Here is a 23,886-nt window from a genome sequence, read left to right as displayed (position 1 = left end):
GTAAATCAATACTCCATACAAAAAACGATGACGGGGAAGAAGGTTGTGGGAATTGCTCAGCGAGCCGGGGGACGGTGCAAGCCCGGCCAAGGAAACAGCCGGGCCGCCCCGGAGTGCAAGCCGAAACAACAGTAAGCTTTGCCGGTTCTTCACCGTTACAGAAGTCCGAGTGGGTTGCCGCCGTCATGTACCGGCAGCCAATGAGGGTGGTACCACGGATACTAAAACTCCGTCCCTTTACGGGACGGAGTTTTTTGCTTTGGGGTCACCCCCCAAAGAAATACCAAATCAAAAAGCTGAAAGCTGATGGCTAAGAATACGGAGGTGCAAGCATGCTCGAGATTCTGGAGCTCCTACAAAACAACAGCAGACTGACGGCCAAGCAAATCGCCACCATGACCGGGCGGGAAGAGAAGGAAGTCCGGCAGATCATTGAACGACTGGAAGCAGACAAGACCATCATTAAGTATTTTACATTGATCAACTGGGAAAAAGCAGGCGTGGAAAAAGTGTCCGCCTTGATTGAGGTAAAAATAAGCCCCCAGAGGGACGTGGGTTTTGATGCGGTGGCGGAGCGCATTTACCGTTTTCCGGAGGTCAAGACCGTCCACCTGATGTCCGGGGCCTACGACCTGGCGGTTTTTGTGGAGGGAGTTACCATGAAGGAAGTGGCGCTGTTTGTGGCCACCAAGCTGGCCACCATTGAGAACGTGCTGAGCACGGCCACTCATTTTGTCCTCAAGACATATAAACAGGACGGGTTTATCTTTGAAGACCGGGAAACTGATAAAAGGTTGGTGATTACCCCGTGAGTACAGGCAAATGGACAGACTACATCAATCCTGCCGTAAGGAATATTCCTCCCTCCGGCATCCGCCGCTTTTTCGACCTGGCAGCCGAGATGGAAGGGGTCATCTCCCTGGGCGTGGGAGAACCGGATTTTGTTACACCCTGGCATATCCGGGAGTCCTGCATATATTCCCTGCACAGGGGGAGAACCTCCTACACCAGCAACCACGGCCTGCTGGAGCTCAGGGAAGAAATAGCCGGTTACCTGGCCGGCCAGGGGGTTCGGTATGATCCCCGGAAGGAAATCCTGGTTACGGTGGGGGTCAGCGAAGCGCTGGACCTGGCGCTCAGGACGGTGGTCAGCCCCGGCGATGAGGTGATTATACCGACCCCCTGCTACGTCTCCTATATTCCCTGCACCAGTCTGGCCGGCGGCGTTCCGGTGACCGTGGCCACAAGCATGGAAGACAGGTTCAGGTTGACCGCCGATAAACTGGAGGCCGTCATTACGCCCAGATCAAAGGCGCTGCTGCTCTGTTTCCCCAACAACCCCACCGGGGCGGTCATGGACCGGGAAAGTCTGCTGCAAATTGCAGAAGTGGTGCAAAAACACGACCTGCTGGTAATCTCCGATGAAATTTACGACCGCCTGACCTATACCGGTCAGCACACCTGCTTTGCCTCCCTGCCCGGCATGCGGGAGCGCACCATTCTCTTAAACGGGTTTTCCAAGGCCTACGCCATGACCGGCTGGCGGTTGGGCTACGCGGCAGCCCACGAAGATTTTATTGCCGCCATGACCAAAATACACCAGTATACCATGTTGTGCGCTCCCATTACCGCACAGGTTGCCGCCTTGGAGGCCTTGCAGAATGGAAAAAGCGCCATGGAAAAGATGGTGGCCCATTATAACCGCCGCCGGCGTTTAGTGCTCCAGGGATTTAAGGAAATAGGACTGCCCTGTTTTGAACCCGGCGGCGCCTTTTACGCCTTTCCTTACATCGGGCACACCGGCCTGACCGCCTCGGAGTTTGCCGAGAACCTGCTGCTGGAGGAAAAGGTGGCCGTCATCCCCGGCGATGTCTTCGGCCCCGGCGGCGAACACTGCATCCGCTGCTCCTATGCTTCCTCGGTGGAAGATTTAACCGAGGCCATTAACCGCATGGGCAGGTTTATCAAGCGCAAGGGCTTGAGTAAATCCAGGGTCGTATATATTTAGCTGTCAGCTATCAGCCCTCAGCCGTCAGCTTAAATAACACAAAAGCTGACGGCTGACAGCTAAAGGCGGAACCCCAAAGAAATACCCAAAATAATATGTAATTTTGTGCAGGAATTGACATAGTTATATAGAATAGGAACTACAATTTGCATGTTCGGAGGTGATCGCAGGACGGAAGAATGGTGGGACCCCAACCCCCCACCCTTAAGGCTAATAGCGAGCGACGAACAGCAAAAGCTGTTCCCAAAGAATCACCCTAAAGGGCCAATGGCTAGAGCCAACGGCCGACCTCAAAGGAATACCACATAGTAGAACAGGAGGACGGTAGAATGAAAGGGATCTTTCTAACCCTTTTTATAGGGTTTCTTTTATTTAGCGGGCTTTACTGCATGCGCCGGGCCAAAACCCTGAACGACTTTTTCCTGGGGGGCAGAACCGTAGGACCCTGGCTTTCCGCCTTTGCCTACGGCACTACCTATTTTTCGGCGGTTATCTTCATCGGCTATGCCGGCAAAGTGGGCTGGGGCTTCGGCCTGTCCGCCCTCTGGATTGTTGTCGGCAATACCCTGCTGGGCAGCCTGCTGGCCTGGTGGGTGCTGGCCAAGCGGACCCGGCAAATGACCGTGCGGTTAAACACCATGACCATGCCGCAGTTCCTGGGGGCCCGTTACCAATCACCGAGCCTCAAGATCTTTGCCGCACTCATTATCTTCGTCTTTATGATCCCTTACTCGGCATCAGTTTATATGGGTTTAAGCTACCTGTTTGAGCGGGTCTTTGAAATTCCCTATACCTATGCGGCCGTCGCCATGGCGGTGTTAACGGCCATGTACCTGGTCACCGGCGGCTACCGCGCGGTGGCCCTGACGGATGTGGTGCAGGGAACCGTTATGATTTTCGGGGTCTTCACATTAATTTACTATGTGCTGGGAGCGCCGCAGGTTGGCGGTTTCATGCCTGCCATCAGCAAGCTGGCGGCCGTCGATCCCCGGCTTGTTGCGCCGGTTGGGCCTCCCGGCTTCATTCCCATCGCTTCTTTGGTGATCCTGACCAGCCTGGGAACCTGGGGCCTGCCCCAGATGGTGCAAAAATTTTACGCCATTAAAGATGAGGCGGCCATTAAACCGGCGGCCGTTGTGGCAACCCTGTTTGCCCTTGTCATCACCACCGGTGCCTACTTTACCGGCAGCCTGACCCGGCTGTTCTTTGAGAAAGTACCCGTTGATGCGGTTACCGGCAAACCGAACCCCGATCTGATGATTCCCCAAATTATGATGAACAACCTGCCGGAATGGGCCGTAACCTTGATCCTGCTGCTGGTGCTTTCCGCCTCCATGTCGACCCTGGCTTCCCTGGTGCTGGTTTCCAGTTCATCCGTAACCATCGACCTCATCCAGGGAATTTGCCCGACCCTGAGCGAGAAACAAAATGTCCGGCTGATGAGAGTTTTCTGTGCGCTGTTCATCGCCCTTTCGGTGGGCCTGGCCCTGGCCAAACCCACCATTATCCTGAGCCTCATGGCCATTTCCTGGGGAACGGTGGCCGGCGCCTTTCTGGCTCCTTACCTCCTGGGCTTATACTGGCGCGGCGCCACTACCAAAGGGGCCTGGATCGGCGCCCTTACCGGTTTAACCATCTCGGTGATCTTTTCCTTCTACTTTAAATTGGACGCCGGCAAAATCCCCCTGGTGGGCTCCCTGGCCATGCTGGTGCCGCTGGCGGTGATGCCCCTGGTCAGTCTGGTAACCGAGCCGCTGCCCGAGGATCACCTGTGTAAGGTATTTGGTGACAGTGCGCCCAGATGTACCATGTTAGTGAAAAACAAGAAGGTGGAGCAGCTATGATCTGGAACAAACAATATGAAACCATGGACCGGGAAGCCCTGCATCAGTTGCAGGCCTCCCGGCTTCAACAAACCGTAGCCAATGTTTATCAAAAGGTTCCTTTCTACAAAGAACTGTTTGACCGGCACGGGGTAAAACCCCAGGACATAAAAACCGTTGCAGATGTTACCAAGCTGCCCTTTACTACCAAGACAGCCCTGCGGGACAACTATCCCTTTAATATGTTTGCCGTGCCGATGAAAAAGGTGGTGCGACTGCACGCTTCCTCCGGTACCACCGGAAAACCCACCGTGGTTGGCTATACCCGCCAGGACATTGAAACCTGGTCGGAGTTGGTGGCTCGCATGGTGACCGCCGCCGGGGTGACCGAGGAGGATGTGGCCCAGGTAAGCTTTGGTTACGGTTTGTTTACCGGAGCATTCGGGTTGCACTATGGTTTGGAGAAGGTAGGAGCCACCGTGGTTCCCTCTTCCACCGGCAACACAGAAAAACAAATCATGCTGATACAGGATTTTGGCACCACCGCATTGATCGGCACACCCACCTATGCCCTGCACATGGCGGAAGTGGCCAGGGGCATGGGCATTGATCCCAGATCCCTGGGGGTAAAAGTGGGCCTTTTTGGTTCCGAGGCCTGGACCGAAAGCATGAGGGACGAAATTGAGAGAGTTTGGGGGCTGTTTGCCACCGATAACTACGGCCTCAGCGAAATCATCGGGCCGGGAGTGGCGGGGGAATGCCGGGAACGCAAAGGCATGCATATTTCTGAGGACCACTTCCTGGTTGAAGTGATCAACCCCGACACCGGAGAGCCGGTACCCGACGGGCAAGAAGGGGAACTGGTCATTACCAGCCTGACCAAAGAGGCGCTGCCCATTATCCGCTACCGTACCAGGGATATTACCGTGAAAACCAGCGAACCCTGCCCCTGCGGCAGAACCACTGCCCGTATACGCAAGGTCACCGGCAGAACCGATGACATGCTCATCGTCAGCGGCGTCAATGTATTCCCCTCCCAGATCGAAGATGTGTTACTGCAGATCGCAGGGGTGGCGCCCCATTACCAGATCATTGTCACCAAGAAAGGATATCTGGATGCCCTGGAAGTTCAGGTGGAAATGAACGAGGATGCTTTCACCGGCAACTGGCGGGATCTCGAAGAACTGGAAGCAAAAGTCAGGGCGCGGCTGCTGGCGGTTCTCTCCATCAGCCCCAAAGTAAAACTGCTGGAACCCCGTTCTTTGGAACGGAGTGTAGGAAAGGCTAAGAGAGTCATTGACTTGAGAAATAAATAAGTCTAGGCTTAAGGGTAGTCCTCTGGGGTCCAGTCTGGGCCGGGAAGCATTTCTTTTGGGTCGAGTCTGGGCCGGATGCATTTCTTTAGGGTCTCACGTATTCATAAAGGCGGGACCTTAAAGAAATGCAGTATTAGCCCAGACAAGACCCCATAGAAATACCCAATAGCCCAAACGTGACCCCATAGAAACACCCAACAGCCCAGGACGCGACCCTATTCACTATCTAGGAGGCAAAACTTATGAAAGAACTCCTTTCCGGCAACGCTGCCATTGCCCGCGGGGCCTACGAGGCCGGGGTTACCGTCGGCGCCGGTTACCCGGGTACCCCCAGCACCGAAATTCTGGAGAACTTTGCCAAATATCCGGATATTTATGCCCAGTGGTCACCCAATGAAAAAGTGGCCCTGGAAGTGGGAGCCGGTGCCTCCATCGCCGGGGCCAGGGTGCTGGTGACCATGAAACATGTAGGAGTCAACGTGGCTGCCGACCCGCTTTTTACACTGGCCTATACCGGCGTTAACGGCGGGCTGCTCCTGGTGTCCGCCGACGATCCGGGCATGCACAGCTCGCAAAACGAACAGGACAACCGCTTCTATGCGCTGATGAACAAAATCCCCTGCCTGGAACCGGCTGACAGCCAGGAAGCCAAAGATATGGTGGGTCTGGGCCTGGATATCAGCGAACAATTTGATACGCCGGTCATGCTGCGGCTTACCACCAGGGTCTCCCATTCCCAGAGCTTTGTGGAGCTAAAGGAACCAGGCCCGCGAACCCTGCGTCCCTACAGCAAAGACCCTCTCAAGTATGTCATGGTACCCGCCCACGGCCGTCTGCGCCGTGTTTTCCTGGAAGAACGCACCGCCCGGCTAAAAGAATACAGTGAGAACTGCCCCGTTAACTTTATCGAGTGGGGCGACCGCAGTCTGGGTGTTATTACCAGCGGCATCAGTTACCACTATGTCAAGGAGGTTCTTCCCCGGGCATCGGTTCTCAAATTGGGACTGACCAATCCGCTGCCGGAAAAACTCATCAGAGCATTTGCTGCCGGGGTCGCGCAAATCCTGGTGATTGAGGAACTGGAACCCTTTTTGGAACTGCAAATCCGTGCCCTGGGCATTGCAGCAAAAGGAAAGGAACTGCTGCCCTCCTACGGAGAACTCAGTCCGGCCCTCATGGCAGACCGCTTATCCAAAGCCGGCTTTCCGGTGGCCCGGGAATACCTGGCGGCAGCGGCGGCCGGACAAGAAGCCGCCGGTGAGCCCTTACCCGGCCGGCCGCCGGTGATGTGTGCCGGCTGCCCCCACCGGGGTGTGTTTTATACCTTAAAGAAACTGAAATTAATCGTCAGCGGCGATATCGGCTGCTACACCCTGGGTAGCCTCAGTCCGCTCAGCGCCATGGATACCTGTATCTGTATGGGCGCTAGCATCGGGGCCGCCCTGGGCATGGAAAAGGCCAATCCGGAACTGGCCCGCCGCACCGTGGCCGTCATCGGCGACAGCACTTTCCTGCATTCCGGCGTGACCGGCCTGATGGATGTGGTCTATAACGGCGGCACCTCCACCGTGCTGATTCTGGACAACCGGACCACCGCCATGACGGGGCACCAGGAAAACCCCGCCACCGGGACAACGCTCTTAGGCAAGCCGGCGCCCGAGGTGGACCTGGCCGCCGTTGCCAGAGCCGTCGGCGTGAACCGGGTCCGGACCGTGGACCCCATGAATTTAGCTGAACTTGAACGGGCCGTCAAAGAAGAGGTGGCGGCGCCGGAGCCTTCCGTCATTATTGTAAGGCGCCCCTGTATGCTGCTTAAGAAAAATACAGCAGCCCAACCGGTGGCAGTAGACAAAGAGACCTGTGTAAACTGCGGCATGTGTTTACAATTAGGCTGTCCGGCCATTTCCCGCCGGGAGGGAAAGGCCCATATCACGGCTATCCAGTGCAACGGCTGCGGGCTGTGCATCCAGGTTTGTAAAAAAGGCGCTCTCACAAAGCGGGGTGATGAAAATGCTTAAGCCAATCAACATCTTGCTGGTGGGTGTCGGCGGGCAGGGAACCATTCTGGCCACCCGGGTCCTGGCCAAAGCGGCCCAGGACGCCGGCTATGACATTAAAGTTTCCGAGATCAAAGGTATGGCCCAGCGGGGCGGTAGCGTCGTCACCCAGGTGCGCTTAGGGGAAAAGGTCTACTCACCGATCATTTCCCAGGGCGGCGCCGATGTTATTTTAGCCTTTGAAAAAATGGAAGCCCTGCGCTGGCTGTCCTACTTGAAACCCGACGGTCATATGATTGTTAATGACCAGGCCATTCCGCCGGTACCGGTGCTGACCGGAGCGGCGGTCTATCCAACAGATTGCCTGGCCAGAGTCAAACAGGCCGCGACCCACACCATCGTAGTAGATGCTTTAAACATTGCCATCGGCTGCGGCAACCCCAGGGCTGCCAACGTGGTCCTCATCGGCCTGCTGGCCAGGCGGCTGCCCATTGCCAAAGACACCTGGTTGCAAGCCCTTCAGGCCCGTGTACCGGAAAAATTTTTAGACGTAAACCTCAAAGCCTTTGAGAAAGGATATGCTCTCTGACTGAGAGCATATTTTTATATATAATTGTCGAAATTTTTAGCGAATTTAGTCTTGCCCCTTTGAAGAATACGGCGTATATTAAATAATAAGCAAGTACCTATTTTAAAGACATTGCATAAATGCATATGTATTACATTGCGGAACCAACTTAAAACAAACCCTTTGCATTCCGGAACAGCATCAGTATTTTTCTTCCTGCTCACACAGAAAAACCTACAAGACATGTCCTGCCGCCTGTGGTACAATTATTTTCATAACTGAACAGACCAAATGACAGCCGGCTGCTTGATTTTTGGCGCCAAAGCTGTACAAAAGGCTGCCCCGGAAAATTTTGGCACTATTCAGATTTAGTGAAAAACTCCACATTGCCGTCAGCTGAATATCTGTTGACAGATTGATGGGACAGGTGTTAATATTTTTGTGGAGTACACTTGTATATTGGTTTCTGGATTGTGCAATTTGAGACAATATTGCCTGCTTTTCCAGGTTGGACAAGTTTGTCTTTTTTTGTCTAACTAGCTGTGGATCGTGTGTAACTGCTTTTATTAGTTACTAAACTAACGATCTGCGCTGGAAGAGCGGCTGTGCCATTTATGGCGGGGTAGGGTAACTCTATCCTTTTTCACAAAAAAACGGAGGTGAACTTAATGACCGAAGCCAAGAAGACTCCTCTCTTGGACGAACTCGAGAAAGGCCCCTGGCCCAGTTTCGTAAAAGAAATCAAGAGAGCTGCCGCTAACAGCCCGTCTGCTCAGGACCTGCTTGGCCAGCTGGAGCTTTCCTATGTTGACAAGAAAGCTCACTGGAAGCACGGCGGCCTGGTAGGTGTTATGGGTTATGGCGGCGGTGTAATCGGTCGCTACTCTGACGTTCCTGAGCAATTCCCCAACGTGGAAATGTTCCACACCATCCGCCTGAACCAGCCCTCCGGTTGGTACTACACCACCAAGGCCCTGCGTCAGGTTTGTGACGTTTGGGAAAAGTATGGTTCTGGTCTGACCAACCTGCACGGTTCCACCGGTGACCTGGTACTGCTGGGCACCCAAACCGATAAGCTCCAAACCATCTTTGATGAAGTTTCCAACTTCGAAGAGCATCCTTTCGATTTAGGCGGTTCCGGTTCCAACCTTCGTACCCCCAGCTGCTGTGCCGGTCCCGCTCGTTGCGAATTTTCCATGATCGACACCCTGGATCTCTGCCACGACCTGACTAACGAGTTCCAGGATTACCTGCACCGCCCCATGTGGCCTTACAAGTGCAAAATTAAGATCTCCGGTTGCCCCAACGACTGCGTAGCTTCTATCGCTCGTTCCGACATCTCCATCCAGGGTACCTGGAGAGACGATATCAAGATTGACCAGGAAGCTGTTCGCCAGTATGTTGCAGAAGGCTTTGATATTGAAGGCTTGGTCATTTCCAAGTGCCCCACCAAGTGCATGAGCTGGGACGGCAACGAACTGACCATTGACAACGCCAACTGCACCCGTTGCATGCACTGCATCAACAAGATGTGCAAAGCCCTGCGCCCTGGTGACGACCGCGGCGCTACCATCCTGATCGGTGGTAAAGCTCCTATTCTCCAAGGCGCTATGATGGGTTGGGTAATCATCCCCTTCATGAAGCTTGAACCTCCCTACGAAGAACTCAAAGAGTTCCTCGAAAAAGTTTGGGAATGGTGGGATGAAAACGGTAAGACCCGTGAGCGTGTTGGTGAGCTGATCCTCCGTCTGGGTATGCGCAACTTTCTGCGCGCTGTTGACCTCGAGCCCGTTCCGCAAATGGTCCTGGCTCCGCGTGCAAACCCCTTCTTCTTCTGGTGGCCTGAAGAAGTTGTTCAAGACTAATTGGAAAAACATGCAGGCTGATGCCGCATAAAATAATGAAACGGGGAGAGGTGAACCACATTGGCACAAGCAAGAACTGATATCGGACCGCCGCTCTATAAAGACATGTTACCGCCTATTATCAAAGAAAACTACGGCAAGTGGCGTTATCATGAAATCTTAAAGCCCGGCGTGCTCGTACACGTATCTGAAACCGGAGCCAAGCTGTACACCGTACGCGCTGGTTCTCCGCGTCTGATCTCTATCTACTTCATTCGTGAAATCTGTGATCTGGCAGACAAATACTGCGATGGTTACCTGAGATTTACCAGCCGCCACAACATCGAGTTCCTGTTAAGCGATGAAACCAAAATTGATCCCCTGATTGCTGACCTGAATGCAATGGGTGTTCCCGTTGGCGGTACCGGTAACTCCATTACCAACATCGTTCACACCCAGGGTTGGGTACACTGCCATACTCCGGCTACCGATGCTTCCGGTATCGTGAAAGCCGTCATGGATGAGCTGTTCGAGTACTTCACCACCATGAAACTGCCTGCCAAGCTGAGAATTGCTCTGGCTTGCTGCCTGAACATGTGCGGTGCTGTACACTGCTCTGACATCGCTATTCTGGGTATCCACAGAACCGTGCCCAGAATCGACCATGAAAACCTGCACAAGGTTTGCGAAATCCCGACTCTGACTGCCAGCTGCCCCACCGCAGCGATCCGTCCCAACCCCAAACTGAAGTCTATTGACATTAAAGCCGAGCGCTGCATGTACTGCGGTAACTGCTACACCATGTGCCCGTCCGTACACATCATCGACCCCAAGAACGATGCTGTGTCCATCTGGGTAGGTGGCAAGATTTCCAACAGCCGTATCGGTCCCAGATTCTCTCGCTTGGCTATTCCTTTCCTGCCCAACAACCCGCCGCGCTGGCCGGAAGTTGTTGACGCAGTTAAGAAACTGGTTGAGGTATGGGCTGCCAATGCTCAACCCGGCGAGCGTATGGCCGAGTGGATCGACCGCATCAGCTGGGAGAAGTTCTTCGAAATTACCGGTCTGCCCTTCACAGACAAGCACATCGACGACTTCACCCTTGCTCAAACAACCTTCAGATGCACTACTCAGTTCAAGTGGTAAGAATATAGCTGCTTGACTCTGAGTATAATATTTAAAGAGCCGCTGCCGTAAGGCGGCGGCATCTCAACATTTTACCACCCGTGAGGATGGTAGGAAACGGTGGTGTAATAAATGGAAGAATTAAAAGCTCAAATTCTCGCTTACCTGGAAGGCGTAAGCAAAGAAAAGCCTCGTGTAATTGCCGAAAAGATTGGTGCTAAGAAAAAAGATGTTGACAAGGCTTGCTCCGAGCTGGCCAAAGAGGGTAAAATTGAGTATCTCTATATAGGTACCTCCTATGTGACCCTGGCCGGTAAAGACCACACACCTGGCAAAATTAAGGAAGAATAAACTTATACCCCAAAAAGAGCGGATCATTCTCCGCTCTTTTTAAATTCAAGTTGGGGACGGTTCTTGACTTGAATTCCAGCAAATGGAATTCAAGTCAAGAACCGTCCCCAACTTGAATTGCATCTGGATGTTTTTGTTGGGTTAAAATAGTTGCGGAGGGCTCAGTATGGGCAAAGATGTATTGGTAACAGTAAAAGGCGCCCGCAGGGACCAGGACAATGAAACAGAAGTCATCGAGTTGGTATCCCCGGGTACTTACTACTTCAAAAACAATACCTATTACATTATCTACAAAGAGACCGCCCTCACAGGCATGGAAAATGCAACCACTACCATCAAGGCCGAAGGTAACTCCGTGACCATCCTGCGCAACGGCAGTGTCAGCATGAGACAAGTCTTTGAAAAAGGCAAGCTGCACAGGTCCGTCTACCAAACCGGCTTCAGCAGTATGGAAATGGTTGTTAAGCCCTGGAATATTGAGGTTGACTTGACAGAGCTTGGGGGAAGTATTAAGCTAGAATATGAGTTGGAACTAAGCGGCGCGCCGGTAGGTTATAACAGCTTGGAGATTGTAGTCAAAGAAGTCTAGCTACAGCATGTTCTGGCCCGCGGCTTCAGGAATTATCAAAAAGATGAAGGCTGAGGGCCGATGGCTGATGGCCGTGATGCAAGTCATCCTAAAGAGATTAAGGATATGTGTTGAAACATGAATCTAAGTTTGAAAGATAGGAGGGTACTTCCCCTTGCAAGGATTGGTTGAACAAATAAAAACCGGTTTGGCCGCTGCATTGCAAAAGGCCATTGCCGGGGCAGTGGACAAAGGTTTGATAAACCCGGTGGAGGTACCGGAAATTACCATTGAGGTTCCCCGGGAAAAGGGACATGGGGATTTTGCCACCAATTTAGCCATGCAGCTGGCTCGCTCAGCTAAAATGGCGCCCAGAAAAATTGCCGAAGCTGTGGCGGAAAACCTGGACCTGGCAGGAACTCCCGTAGAACGTGTGGAGATTGCCGGCCCGGGCTTTATTAATTTCTACCTGCAGCCCGGCTGGGTTTACGGTGTCATTCCTTTAATCATTGAGCAGGACAGAAACTATGGCCGGCTGGAAATTGGCGAGGGCCAAAGGGTGCAGGTGGAATTTGTCAGCGCCAACCCCACAGGCCTGCTGCATATGGGCAATGCCCGGGGCGCCGCCCTGGGCGACAGCTTGGCTTCCATCTTGGATTTTGCCGGTTACCGGGTGAGCCGGGAGTATTACATCAACGATGCCGGAAACCAAATTGAAAACTTCGGCCGCTCCCTGGAGGTCCGTTTCCTGCAGCAGCTTGGCCAGGACATCCCCATGCCCGAAGAGGGTTATCACGGGGAAGATATTATCGACACAGTAAAGGGATACATTCGTAAATACGGCACCGGTCTGGCCGAAGCCGATGCAGTGACCCGCAGAAAGACCCTGGCGGAATACGCCCTGCAGGAAAAACTCACCCATATTCGCAATACCCTGCTGGACTTCGGGGTGGTCTACGATGAGTGGTTCTCCGAGCAGTCCCTGCATGACAGCGGGGCCATCCAAAGGACCCTGGATGAGCTGAGGGAAAAAGGCTACATATACGAACATGAAAACGCCCTCTGGTTTAAAGCCACCGAATTTGGCGACGAAAAGGACGAAGTGGTGGTCCGCTCCAACGGCATACCCACCTATTTTGCCGCCGACATTGCCTATCATAAAAACAAATTTGAACGGGGCTTTGACAAAGTCATCGACATCTGGGGCGCCGACCACCACGGCCATGTCAACCGCATGAAAGGTTCCATGGAAGCCCTGGGTTATGACAGGGATGCTCTGCAAATCATCCTCATGCAGTTGGTCCGCCTGTACCGTGGCGGCGAGATTGTTCGCATGTCCAAGCGCACCGGCCAGTTCGTGACCCTGGAAGAACTGGTGGAAGAAGTGGGCCGGGACGCCGCCCGGTACTTCTTTGTCATGCGCAGCCCGGACAGCCACCTGGAATTTGACCTTGACCTGGCAAAATCCCAGACCAACGACAACCCGGTCTTTTATATTCAATACGCCCATGCCCGCATCTGCAGCATCCTGCGGCAGCTGCAGGAGCAGGGACGCCGGCTGCCTAACGTCAGCGAAATTAATGTGAACGTGCTGACCGAGCAGGCAGAACTGGACTTGTTAAGAAAGCTGGCAGACTTCCCCACCGAGATCGCCGCCGCTGCGGAGCTCATGGCCCCCCACCGGATTGCCCGCTATCTCCATGACCTGGCAGGCCTGTTCCACAGCTTCTACAACAGTCACCGGGTCATTACCGATGACGAAACCCTTTCCCAGGCCCGCCTGGTGCTGGTGGACTGCGTCCGCATTGTATTGAGGAACGCCCTGGGTCTGTTGGGGCTTACGGCGCCGGAAAAAATGTAGGAGTAGGTAGCTATGAAAGAAATTTTATTGTCCACCGTAAGCGGCTTTGCGGTGGGCCTCCTTTTTGCCAAGTTAAAATTGCCGGTCCCGGCGCCGCCTACCCTGGCCGGGGTGATGGGCATCGTTGGCATGTTTTTAGGTTATATGCTGGCAATGCGCTTTGGGGTGCGTTAACTATTGACATGACATGTCCCGGTCGTTAGAATGGGATAGGCAGCCAAAATTCAACTGATTTTGACAGGAGGCAACCATGGCCAAGTTTATTTTTGTGACCGGCGGAGTGGTGTCATCCCTGGGTAAGGGTATTACGGCGGCTTCCTTGGGGCGGCTGCTTAAAAGCCGCGGGTTGAAAGTCGCCATTCAAAAACTGGACCCGTACATTAACGTCGACCCGGGGACCATGAGTCCATACCAGCACGGCGAAGTTTTCGTAACCGAAGACGGGGCCGAGACCGACCTGGACCTGGGGCACTACGAACGGTTTATTGATACCAACTTGAACAAAACCAGTAATGTGACGGCCGGCGGCATTTACTGGTCGGTGATCAGCAAAGAACGCCGGGGCGATTACCTGGGGGGCACCGTTCAGGTGATTCCCCATATCACCAACGAAATTAAAGACAGGGTTCTGCGCATGGCCCGGGAACTGGATGCCGATGTGGTCATCACCGAGATCGGCGGCACCGTGGGGGACATCGAATCCCTGCCCTTCCTGGAAGCCATTCGTCAGCTGCGCACCGACCTGGGCCGGGACAATGTGATGTATATCCACGTGACATTGATGCCCTATCTTAGAATGGCCAATGAATTTAAGACCAAGCCCACCCAGCACTCGGTGAAAGAGCTGAGAAGCCTTGGCATTCAACCGGATGTCATTGTCTGCCGCACCGAGAAGCCCTTCCCCAAAGAAATGGAAGAAAAGCTGGCCCTGTTCTGCGACATCGACAAAGATGCGGTGATTCAGGCAGTGGATGCTTTTTCCATTTATGAAGTTCCCCTGCAGATGGAACAGGAGGGCCTGGACGATATCGCCGTGGAGCGGCTCGGTCTTAAGTGCGGCGAAGCGGATATGACCGGTTGGCGGGACATGGTCAACCGGATGAAGAATCTCAAGAACAGCACCACCATCGCCCTGGTGGGCAAATATGTTTCCCTGCCGGATGCTTATCTCAGCGTGGCCGAGGCACTGCGCCATGCCGGGCTGCATCATGATTCCGCTGTGGAAATTCGCTGGGTCAATTCCGAGGATTTGGAGAAAGTACCGGCGGAACAATTGCTGAAGGGCGCCGACGGCATCCTGGTACCCGGCGGCTTTGGCGACCGCGGTATTGAAGGAAAGATCAATGCCATCCGGTATGCCCGTGAAAATAAGATTCCCTTCCTGGGGATTTGTCTGGGCATGCAACTGGCCGTGGTGGAGTTTTCCCGGGCGGTGCTGGGCTGGCAGGACGCCAACAGTGCGGAATTCAACCCCCACTGTCAATACCCGGTGATTGATTTATTGCCGGAACAAAAGGACCTGGACAAGATGGGCGGCACCATGCGGCTGGGAGCTTATCCCTGCAAACTGGCGCCCGGCACCTTGGCCTACCAGGCCTACGGTGAGGAAATCATTTACGAACGCCACCGCCACCGTTATGAGTTAAACAATGAATACCGTGCAGACCTGGCCCAGGCCGGTATGGTCTTCAGCGGTACCCTGCCCAACGGCAAGCTGGTGGAAATCGTGGAATTACCTGATCACCCCTGGTTCCTGGCCACCCAGTTTCACCCGGAATTCAAATCCCGACCCAACCGCCCGCACCCTGTTTTCCGTGACTTTGTAGGGGCGGCCATAAAGAATCGCAGGTCATGCTAACGGGTATTCCTTTTGGGTCCGGCCATCAGCCCTCAGCCTTCAGCCATTGCTTTTTTCATACAGCATCATAACAGCAGCATAAAACACTTTCAGCTTTGGTTTTTTGCCAAAGCTTTCTTCTTATCCCGAGGTATGTTTTTGTTCCACAGGCGTAAGATAACAAATGGCAGTACAACAATCACCAAAACCCAAAGCTTAACACAAAGCCCAAAAGAAATACTCTAACAACTAAAAACCGATGGCCGCTGGCCCCTACCCAAAAGGAATACAACAAACCCTTAAAGCTGAGGGCTGATGGCTGACAGCTGAAGGCCCGTCCCCAAAGAAATACCCCAAATTAAGGAGTGATACCTTTGCGTAAAAAACTGATCGCCGGTATCATCATCGGCATCGTCCTTTTCTCACTGGCGGCTGCCATAGCTTTTAAAAGCAAAGCCGGGGCGCCCGGCCGTGAAGGGACAGGAGAAAAAATTGCCGTGGTACATATTGAAGGGATGATCGTTTCATCCGCCCCGGGTGGCTTTGGCTCCTCCGGAGTGGCAGCCGCCGACAGAATTGTGAGCGACCTGAAAAAAGCTAGGGAGAATCCGGACATTAAAGCAGTCATTCTAAAATTAAACACCGGGGGTGGCACAGTGGTGGGCTCCGATGAGATCGGGCGGGAGGTGGAGAGAGTCCGCCGGTCCGGCAAAAAGGTGGTGGCCGCCATGGGTGAGATGGCGGCCTCCGGGGGGTACTGGATTTCCTGCAAAGCGGATAAAATTGTGGCCAACCCCGGCACCTTCACCGGCAGCATCGGTGTGATTATGGAACTCACCAACCTGCAGAACCTGTACAATAAATTAGGCATAGAATTCGACAACTTTAAAACCGGCCCCAATAAAGACATGGGCGCCACCTACAGGGAACTTACGCCGGAACAACGCCGGATCTTCCAAAGCCTGGTCAACGACACCTATGAAGACTTTATTAAAGTGGTGGCCGAAGGCAGAAAAATGGATCCTGCCAGGGTGAGACAATTGGCCGACGGAAGAATCTATACCGGAAAACAGGCGAAAGCCCTGGGGCTGGTGGATGAGCTGGGGGATTTCACCGAGGCGGTAAAAATGACCGCCCAATTAGCCGGCATTAAGGGAGAGCCGGAACTGGTAGATATGACCGGCGAACAACCCTTCTGGCAGCAATTTTTTAGCAGCATGCAGGGCAGGGGCGGCATTCTGTCTTTACCCCCGGAAGGACTACTCCTGGTGCCGGACCCCTCCGTACTGCCTCTGAAGGCAGAAGTAAAATAGGGAGGGAAACACCTATGAGTGAATTCAAAGATGATCTGACGAGAGACGTGAGCGGTGACCTGCCTGTAACACCGGGACCGGCTGTTCCACCGGCGGTAACGGAAGGCATCCAACCGGAACCGCAACAGCCGCCCCTCAAATACTATGAAATTATTTACGGGGTTTTGTTTGACCCGGTGCAGACCATGAAACGGGTTGTACAAAAACCTCCCCTAGGAACTACCCTCATCATTGTCATCCTTTTGGCGCTGGCAGGTTTGCTGACCAGTCTGTATATCTATGCCCGGAGTGGACCGTCCGATTTAGGGCTGGAAATGGGCCTACCCTTACATCACGCCATGTTTTTCTCGCGGGCCCTGCGGGCGGCGGCCCCTGTTTTGGCCATGCTGGGCGCCGTTTTTTACTTCGTTAAATGGTTTTTCTACAGCGCCCTGCTGCACCTGCTGGCGGATTTTTACGGCGGGCGGGGCGAGGCCCGGACGGTCTTTGTGGTCTACGGCCTGGCCGGGCTGCCGGAAGTCTTTTTGATTCCCCTGAACGTATTAACCACCCTGATCTCACCCGCCATGGCCACAACGGTCAACACCCTGGGGGGCATTGTGGCGCTGATTTGGGGAGTTGTTTTATTAACCATTGGCCTGCGGGAGGCCCACCGTCTCAGCACCGGGCGGGCCCTGGCCGTTATTTTTACACCGGTGCTGGCGGTTATCGTGCTGGCCCTGATCACCGTGGTTGTCCTGGTATCGGCTATGTCTGCCTTTATGCCCCCGGCATGGTAACATGTCATATCTTTGGAAAAATAATGAAAGATCCGGGTATCACAGCAGGTATTGCACCCCTGGTGTCGAAAACTTATCAAACGCGCGCTGTATGAACCTAGGGGGTGCAGAATAAAATGAATAATGACAACATCGATGTTCTCATTGTGGATGACCAGATGGGAGTAAGGCGGTTGTTATTTGAAGCGTTGGCTGACGAAGGATACATCGTAAAAATGGCGGGCGGCGGATTAGAGGCTTTGAAGATTCTCTCCGGTACCCAACCCTCCCTGGTGCTGCTGGACATGAAAATGCCGGGGATGAACGGGATTGAAACCCTGCAGGAAATTCGCAGGCTTTACGGCCAATTACCGGTGGTGATGATGACAGCCTATGGCGACATGGAGATCATTGACCAAACCAAAAGTTTAGGTGTAAAAGATTATCTCAGCAAGCCTTTTGATTTGGAGGAGGTACGGGTTTTGGTCAGGGCTATCCTGGCTGAAAGCAGAAACACAGGCAACTTCAAGCCGGTATCAGCCAGCACCCTGTAACCGGCTATTTCATCATTATGAAAAAAAGGAATTTACCCGCCGGCGGCGAACTCTTAATGGCAAAGAGGAGGTTATAGAGGTGCTTATAACCACAGTCACCACATTGGCCATTCGCTGTCCGGAGTGCGGCGCTCTAGAATTTCATAACCTCTCACGCTTCGCCCTTTCAGGCCGGGGCAAGCTGCAAATTAGCTGTTCCTGTGGTGCTTTCCTGCTGGGTGTTGTCAGCAGACCTCCCGGCAGTTACTGGCTGCAAATACCCTGTGTTTTTTGCGAGACCAAACACATCCGGGAAATATCCGGTATGCGGCTCTGGGGAAAGGAAACCATTTACCTCACCTGTCCGGAATCCGGACTGGAGCTGGGGTTTATCGGACGGCCGGAAGAAGTTAAGCTGCTGGCGGAGTCCCTGGATACAGGCCTGGAGACCCTCATGGACGAATTAGGGTACGACGACTACTTTACCAACCCTGAGGTGATGCATCAGGTAATGGAATGCCTTCAGGAGATTGCCGACAACGGGGGCCTGTACTGCCAGTGCGGCAATAACCACATTGAAGTGGAAGTTTTCCTGGACCGGTTGGAACTGCACTGCCAAGAATGCGACAGCATTAACATCGTATACGCTGAAACAGAGGAAGACCTGAAGGTCATTCAGCAGGTGGAAACCATTGAGTTGACTAAACATGGCTTCAAGTGCCTTGACAGTTTTTCCAATACCCCTAAACTGACAAAAAAGACCCGGCGCAAGCGGAATAAACAATCCTAGAAACATAATTCCGGGTAACTATGGTCATACTGTTTTTGACCCCTTCAACCGGGGGTAGACCGACAAGCTCCCGCCGGAATATGGTCCCAGAAGATAAAGCAGTACCAGTTTCGCCGGCTCGGACGCGGTCCGGGCTTTTTATTTTGTCCCAATTCAAGTCGGGGACGGTTCTTGACTTGAATTGCCTAGCAATAGGCAGGAGGCTGCGCCGTATTGTTTTATCCGGGCGCACCTACACAGTAAAAATGAGGAGGGTTTTTAAATGCCACTTGTTCCTGTAAAAGAACTGTTACAAAGGGCGGAAGAAGGTAAATACGCCGTAGGGGCCTTTAACGTCAACAACATGGAGATTGTACAAGCTATTTTAGCGGCCGCCGAAGCCGAAAGGGCGCCGGTTATCATGCAGGCCAGCCAGGGTGCCATTAAATATGCAGGCATTGAGTATATCTATGCCCTGGCCAGTTTGGCAGCCAGCCAGGCCACTGTGCCGGTGGCCCTGCACCTGGACCACGGCACCAGTTTTGAACAGTGCATGAAGTGCATCCGGGTGGGCTTTACTTCAGTGATGATTGACGGTTCTAAACTTCCCCTGGAGGAAAACATTGCCCTCACCAACAGGGTATTGGAAGTTGCCCGGGCCACCGGTGTGTCCGTGGAAGCAGAACTGGGTAAAATCGGCGGCACCGAAGACGATATTCATGTGGACGAAAGAGACGCTTTCTTTACCGATCCCGAAGAAGCCAGATATTTTGTGGAGAAGACCGGCGTAGATTCTCTGGCCGTCGCCATAGGTACCGCCCATGGCCAGTATAAAGGGGTACCTCAATTGGATTTCCCCCGTTTGGAGAAAATCGTCAGCCTGGTCAAGATCCCCATTGTACTGCACGGTTCCTCCGGCGTTCCCGACGAAGCGGTTCAAGAGGCCATCCGACTGGGTGTGCGGAAGGTGAACATTGACACCAACATCCGGGAAGCTTTCACCGCCGCCTGCCGCCGGGTGCTGGACAACAATCCCAAAGAAATCGACCCCCGCAAAGTCCTCGGCCCTGCCCGGGAAGCCGCCACCCAGGTGATCAGGGAGAAGATCCGGGTCTTTGGCAGCGCAGGAAAAGCTTAAGGGTATTCCTTATGGGTCTAGCCGTCAGCCATCGGCCATCAGCTCTCAGCTTTTCTCCCTAAGGCTGATGGCTGACAGCTGAGGGCTGAAGGCTTGACCCCAAAGAAAAACAGGCTAAATCCAGGAGGTACAACTATGCTTCTCTTCATAGACACCGCCAATGTTGATGAAATTCGTGCCGCCAATTCCCTGGGAGTCATCTCGGGTGTCACCACCAACCCCTCTCTGATTGCCAGGGAAGGGCGGGATTTTGCGGAAGTGGTCAAGGAAATAACCTCCATCGTCGATGGCCCTATCAGCGCAGAAGTCATCAGCCTGGAGGCCGAGGGAATGATGAAAGAAGCGGTGGAACTGGCTGCCATCCATCCTAACATTGTCATTAAGATTCCCATGACCGCCGAAGGCTTAAAGGCCACTAGGGCCTGTGCCGAAAAGGGCATTAAAACCAACGTGACTCTGGTATTCTCGGCCAACCAGGCCCTGCTGGCCGCCCGGGCCGGGGCCACCTACGTCAGTCCCTTTGTGGGCCGACTGGACGACATCGGACACGACGGCATCGGGTTAATTTACGACATCGTAGAAATATTTGATAACTACAGCCTGGAGACACAAATCATCTCAGCCAGCATACGCCACCCGCTCCATGTGCTGCAGTCCGCCAAGGCCGGCGCCCATATTGCCACCGTTCCCTATAAAGTCCTCATGCAGATGATCAAACACCCGCTGACAGACAAAGGCATCGACGCCTTCCTGGCAGACTGGGCGAAGCTGAAGGGCTAGACTTAGGGGTGGGGCTCATGGGTCCAGTCTGGGCAAGCCCAAAGCCAAACAGTTGACCAATCCTCCTCCCTGCGCTATACTGAAAATGGCGCATCACACAGTTCGCCTGACCCGTAAAAGGGTTGTCTCACTCAAAGAAGCATAAGAAAAGCTAAGGCTTCTGTGCATAAAAGCTTGGCGTACCCCAGGGGCACAGCCACGCCAGGCTTTTTCTGACTTTTTAGGAGGATTTTTGAGGTGGCAAATATCATCAGTAAGCTTTTCAACAAATGCAAGGACGCCTGCATGGACTCGTACCACCGGCTCTTAAACCTCCCGGAAGCGCCTCAGAAGGTGGCACAGGGAATTGCCCTCGGCATTGCCTTTGACTTTTTGCCTGTTCCTTTTATCAGCATCCCCCTTTCCTTTCTGGTGGCAAAACTGGTGCGGGTGCATGCGGTGGCGGCCACCCTTACGGTTTGTCTGTTTAAACCTGTTGTTCCTCTGTTTTTCACCTTGAATATCTTTGTAGGCAAACTCCTGGTTGGTACGGCCCCTTCGCCCATTACCGATGAACTTGCGCACGGCGTTCCCATCCTTACCAAAGCCCTTTTAAAAATCAAAGCTCTGGGTTTTCCCTTTTTGGTTGGCAGTGTCACCAACGCCCTCTGGGCCGGCCTTTTAGTCTACTTCATTGCCGTTAAATTCTTAGAGGCCCGTCAAAGGGCCATTAAAAAAAAACCTGAGGGCAGCCGCTGCTGTGAATAAAACCATTTGGCCCTGGATATAAAGTTCATAAAAAATAAATACAGAATTAAAGGTGGAGTGTACTTGCCTGAGAACGATGTGCCTGTTAACATACAGGCTGAATTAGAAGCAAAGACCATGCGGGAATTGTATGGCATCGCCCGCGAGCTTGAAATTCCCGGCTATTATAAATTAAGAAAGAAAGAACTGGTTTTTGAGATCTCCAAACTGCAGTCAAAACAAAGCGGCGTATCCTATGCCGGCGGGGTTCTGGAGATTTTGCCCGACGGCTACGGTTTTTTAAGGCCTTCTACCTATGTGCCCAGCAACGACGACATCTATGTTTCGGTGTCCCAAATACGCAGGTTTGACTTGCGGACCGGCGATCTGGTGTACGGTCAGGTCAGAAAGCCAAAGGATAACGAGCGATACTACGGACTCTTACGGGTAGAACAGGTTAACGGCGGCAGACCCGAACTGGCAGCGGAACGGATGCACTTCGCCGGCCTCACACCCCTTTACCCCCAGGAACGCATCCGGCTGGAAACCGGCCCCGAAAGGATTTCAGCCCGCGTCATTGACCTCATTGCGCCCATCGGCAAAGGGCAAAGAGGTCTGATTGTTGCCCCACCCAAAGCAGGCAAAACCATTCTGATCAAAGAAATTGCCAACAGCATCACCGTCAATCACCCGGAAATCGAATTATTTATCCTGTTAATTGATGAGAGGCCCGAAGAAGTTACCGACATTGAACGGTCGGTAAAGGCCGAGGTCATCAGCTCAACCTTTGATGAGCCGCCGGAAAACCATGTGAAGGCTTCCGACATGGTGTTAGAGCGGGCCAAAAGACTGGTTGAAAGCGGCCGCCATGTGGTGATTTTGTTAGACAGCATCACCCGTCTGGCCAGGGCCCACAACCTGATTATTCCCCCCAGCGGCAGGACTCTGTCAGGGGGTGTGGACCCGGCGGCCCTGCATAAGCCCAAGCGTTTCTTCGGCGCCGCCCGTAACGTGGAAGAAGGGGGCAGTCTTACCATCCTCGCCACCGCTCTGGTTGAGACCGGCAGCAGAATGGATGATGTGATTTTCGAAGAATTTAAAGGCACCGGCAATATGGAGCTGATTCTGGACCGCAAGCTGGCGGACCGCAGGCTGTTCCCTGCCATTGATATCCAGCGCTCCGGCACCCGGCGGGAGGACTTGCTTTTATCGAAAGAGGAACTGGAATACGTCTGGAGCCTGCGTAAAGCCATTGCCGGCATGACATCCATTGAAGCCCTGGAGAATCTTTTGGAGCGCATGAGAAATACCAAAGCCAACCTGGAAATACTGGGCGACTTTAAGCCCAGGGCCAGGGTCCAGCCGGCAACCGCCGAGCTGACTGAACCGGAAGCTGCACCGCCGCAGAAACGGCCATACAGGCGAAAAAATGCAGAGGAACAAACGAGGGTATAAAAGTATTGGCCAACGACCAATGGCCAATAGCTAATTCATGTATATTTTTCCGTCACCTCGGATAAACTACTAACAGTTTGCTTATTTCGAGGTGATTTTTTATGAGAATTTCCATAAATAAAAAACGTTTTCTGGCGGTTATCATGGCCGCTGTCATTGCCGGCACGGCCCTGGGCGCCTGGCCTGCCAGCGCCGGTCTGGATGAAGTGATGTCGGAGGGAGACTATACCCCGCCCATTGCCCGGAAAGCGGCAGTGATAAAACACCCGGAACAACCGGCCAGGGGCTCCGGCGTACAGATGGAATACCGGGTGCGTCCCGGCGACACATTATGGAGTATTGCCGAACGGTCCGGTATTTCCGTGGGCGAGCTGGCCGCTGTCAACCGGTTAAGTCAGGAAGATGTGCTTGCGGTGGGCCGCACCCTCACCATTCCCGGTAGAGAGGTTTGTTACCACCTGGTGGCCGGCGGGGAAACCCTTTCCCATATCGCCGGTCAGTATGGCATTTCCCTGCAAGAACTAATGAAGGCCAATGATATTACAAATCCTGACCTGATCAGGATCGGGCTCAGGCTTACCATCCCCGTAGAAGCGGCCGAACCGGCGACAGCCGCCTCTGCTGGACAAACCGGCAAAATTCAAATCGGCGGCTGGGCCTGGCCGGTGGCCGGCGAGGTGACCTCTCTCTTTGGCATCCGGGGAGACCGACCCCATGAAGGGGTGGACATCGGGGCTGTTGAGGGGGCCACCATTGTGGCCCCGGAGAAGGGGCGGGTTGTCTGGTCCGCTCCCAGGGGAACCTATGGCCTCACCGTCATCCTGGATCATGGCAACGGCATCCGCTCCCTGTATGCCCACTGCTCAAAACTGCTGGTTCGGGAAGGCCAACAGGTGGATAGAAACCAGCCCATTGCCGCAGTGGGGAATACCGGCCGGTCCACAGGACCTCACCTGCATATGGAAATTCTGCGGCAGGGAGTTCCCCTGGACCCCCTGATGTTCCTGAAAGAAAGACTCTTTGTCTAAAAAAAACCCCTATCCGTTGGATAGGGGTAATTGATTGCCCTATGAAATTTTCCGTAACGCCGTCCCTGATTTTCCCATCATCTTTATT

22 protein-coding genes and 1 other annotated feature are annotated in these 23,886 nt (G+C 53.6%); all 22 genes read left to right on the top strand.

Annotation, left to right across the window (positions count from 1 at the left end):
• Window positions 1-18: 18 nt before the first annotated feature.
• Window positions 19-240: a binding site (T-box leader), on the top strand.
• Between the two features lie 92 nt (window positions 241-332).
• The 22 genes from BUB67_RS07725 (at window position 333) to BUB67_RS07615 (ending at window position 23,798) form a co-directional block, all read left to right on the top strand.
• The gene (locus BUB67_RS07725) at window positions 333-812 is read left to right on the top strand and encodes an Lrp/AsnC family transcriptional regulator (RefSeq protein WP_073238276.1); all 480 of its coding nucleotides are present in this window, start codon (window positions 333-335) and stop codon (window positions 810-812) included.
• On the top strand, window positions 809-2,008 hold the full coding sequence (locus tag BUB67_RS07720) for an aminotransferase class I/II-fold pyridoxal phosphate-dependent enzyme (protein WP_073238273.1): 1,200 nt from the start codon (window positions 809-811) through the stop codon (window positions 2,006-2,008). Before BUB67_RS07725 ends, BUB67_RS07720 begins: the two co-directional genes overlap by 4 nt.
• 329 nt (window positions 2,009-2,337) lie before the next feature.
• Window positions 2,338-3,852, top strand: a complete 1,515-nt coding sequence (locus BUB67_RS07715) for a sodium:solute symporter family protein (RefSeq protein WP_073238270.1) — start codon at window positions 2,338-2,340, stop codon at window positions 3,850-3,852.
• Window positions 3,849-5,147, top strand: coding sequence for a phenylacetate--CoA ligase family protein (locus BUB67_RS07710; RefSeq protein ID WP_073238266.1), 1,299 nt, complete (start codon window positions 3,849-3,851; stop codon window positions 5,145-5,147). The genes BUB67_RS07715 and BUB67_RS07710 overlap by 4 nt, the downstream gene beginning before the upstream one ends.
• Window positions 5,148-5,389: 242 nt before the next feature.
• A complete protein-coding gene (gene iorA, locus BUB67_RS07705) occupies window positions 5,390-7,165 on the top strand; it encodes an indolepyruvate ferredoxin oxidoreductase subunit alpha (RefSeq protein WP_073238263.1) in 1,776 nt (591 codons plus the stop codon).
• Complete coding sequence (locus tag BUB67_RS07700) at window positions 7,158-7,733, top strand: indolepyruvate oxidoreductase subunit beta (RefSeq protein WP_073238260.1); 576 nt, start codon at window positions 7,158-7,160, stop codon at window positions 7,731-7,733. Before iorA ends, BUB67_RS07700 begins: the two co-directional genes overlap by 8 nt.
• 647 nt (window positions 7,734-8,380) lie before the next feature.
• Window positions 8,381-9,577 (top strand): dissimilatory-type sulfite reductase subunit alpha, encoded by a 1,197-nt coding sequence (gene dsrA, locus BUB67_RS07690; RefSeq protein ID WP_073238254.1) that lies wholly within the window; start codon window positions 8,381-8,383, stop codon window positions 9,575-9,577.
• Window positions 9,578-9,637: 60 nt separating this feature from the next.
• Complete coding sequence (gene dsrB / locus BUB67_RS07685; protein WP_073238251.1) at window positions 9,638-10,702, top strand: dissimilatory-type sulfite reductase subunit beta; 1,065 nt, start codon at window positions 9,638-9,640, stop codon at window positions 10,700-10,702.
• A gap of 111 nt (window positions 10,703-10,813) precedes the next feature.
• Complete coding sequence (locus BUB67_RS07680) at window positions 10,814-11,032, top strand: hypothetical protein (RefSeq protein WP_073238248.1); 219 nt, start codon at window positions 10,814-10,816, stop codon at window positions 11,030-11,032.
• 166 nt (window positions 11,033-11,198) lie between these two features.
• Window positions 11,199-11,621 carry a YwiB family protein gene (locus BUB67_RS07675; RefSeq protein ID WP_073238245.1) on the top strand — a complete coding sequence of 141 codons (423 nt, stop codon included), beginning with the start codon at window positions 11,199-11,201 and terminating at the stop codon, window positions 11,619-11,621.
• Window positions 11,622-11,775: 154 nt separating this feature from the next.
• Window positions 11,776-13,461, top strand: a complete 1,686-nt coding sequence (argS, locus tag BUB67_RS07670; RefSeq protein ID WP_073238242.1) for an arginine--tRNA ligase — start codon at window positions 11,776-11,778, stop codon at window positions 13,459-13,461.
• Window positions 13,462-13,473: 12 nt separating this feature from the next.
• Window positions 13,474-13,635 (top strand): XapX domain-containing protein, encoded by a 162-nt coding sequence (locus BUB67_RS07665; protein WP_073238239.1) that lies wholly within the window; start codon window positions 13,474-13,476, stop codon window positions 13,633-13,635.
• 76 nt (window positions 13,636-13,711) lie between these two features.
• Entirely contained in the window at window positions 13,712-15,319 is a 1,608-nt protein-coding gene (locus tag BUB67_RS07660) for a CTP synthase (RefSeq protein ID WP_073238236.1), read from the top strand.
• Window positions 15,320-15,672: 353 nt separating this feature from the next.
• Window positions 15,673-16,611 carry a signal peptide peptidase SppA gene (gene sppA, locus BUB67_RS07655; protein ID WP_073238233.1) on the top strand — a complete coding sequence of 313 codons (939 nt, stop codon included), beginning with the start codon at window positions 15,673-15,675 and terminating at the stop codon, window positions 16,609-16,611.
• A 14-nt stretch (window positions 16,612-16,625) separates the two neighbouring features.
• Window positions 16,626-17,390 carry a Yip1 family protein gene (locus BUB67_RS07650; RefSeq protein ID WP_073238230.1) on the top strand — a complete coding sequence of 255 codons (765 nt, stop codon included), beginning with the start codon at window positions 16,626-16,628 and terminating at the stop codon, window positions 17,388-17,390.
• Window positions 17,391-17,506: 116 nt separating this feature from the next.
• Window positions 17,507-17,923: a response regulator gene (locus tag BUB67_RS07645; protein ID WP_073238227.1), complete on the top strand. Its 417-nt coding sequence runs from the start codon at window positions 17,507-17,509 to the stop codon at window positions 17,921-17,923.
• A 79-nt stretch (window positions 17,924-18,002) separates the two neighbouring features.
• Entirely contained in the window at window positions 18,003-18,692 is a 690-nt protein-coding gene (locus BUB67_RS07640) for a hypothetical protein (RefSeq protein ID WP_073238223.1), read from the top strand.
• A gap of 262 nt (window positions 18,693-18,954) precedes the next feature.
• The gene (locus tag BUB67_RS07635; protein ID WP_073238220.1) at window positions 18,955-19,809 is read left to right on the top strand and encodes a class II fructose-1,6-bisphosphate aldolase; all 855 of its coding nucleotides are present in this window, start codon (window positions 18,955-18,957) and stop codon (window positions 19,807-19,809) included.
• A gap of 135 nt (window positions 19,810-19,944) precedes the next feature.
• The gene (fsa, locus tag BUB67_RS07630; RefSeq protein WP_073238217.1) at window positions 19,945-20,589 is read left to right on the top strand and encodes a fructose-6-phosphate aldolase; all 645 of its coding nucleotides are present in this window, start codon (window positions 19,945-19,947) and stop codon (window positions 20,587-20,589) included.
• Window positions 20,590-20,826: 237 nt separating this feature from the next.
• Complete coding sequence (locus tag BUB67_RS07625) at window positions 20,827-21,336, top strand: DUF2062 domain-containing protein (protein ID WP_073238214.1); 510 nt, start codon at window positions 20,827-20,829, stop codon at window positions 21,334-21,336.
• Window positions 21,337-21,453: 117 nt separating this feature from the next.
• Entirely contained in the window at window positions 21,454-22,770 is a 1,317-nt protein-coding gene (rho, locus tag BUB67_RS07620; protein ID WP_416358823.1) for a transcription termination factor Rho, read from the top strand.
• Window positions 22,771-22,871: 101 nt separating this feature from the next.
• The gene (locus BUB67_RS07615; protein WP_073238208.1) at window positions 22,872-23,798 is read left to right on the top strand and encodes a M23 family metallopeptidase; all 927 of its coding nucleotides are present in this window, start codon (window positions 22,872-22,874) and stop codon (window positions 23,796-23,798) included.
• Window positions 23,799-23,886: the final 88 nt, after the last annotated feature.

The organism is Desulforamulus putei DSM 12395, assembly GCF_900129195.1.
Lineage (GTDB): Bacteria > Bacillota > Desulfotomaculia > Desulfotomaculales > Desulfotomaculaceae > Desulfotomaculum > Desulfotomaculum putei.
The sequence above is the reverse complement of the archived record's forward strand: the minus strand, read 5'-3'. Positions and strand labels throughout refer to the sequence as shown.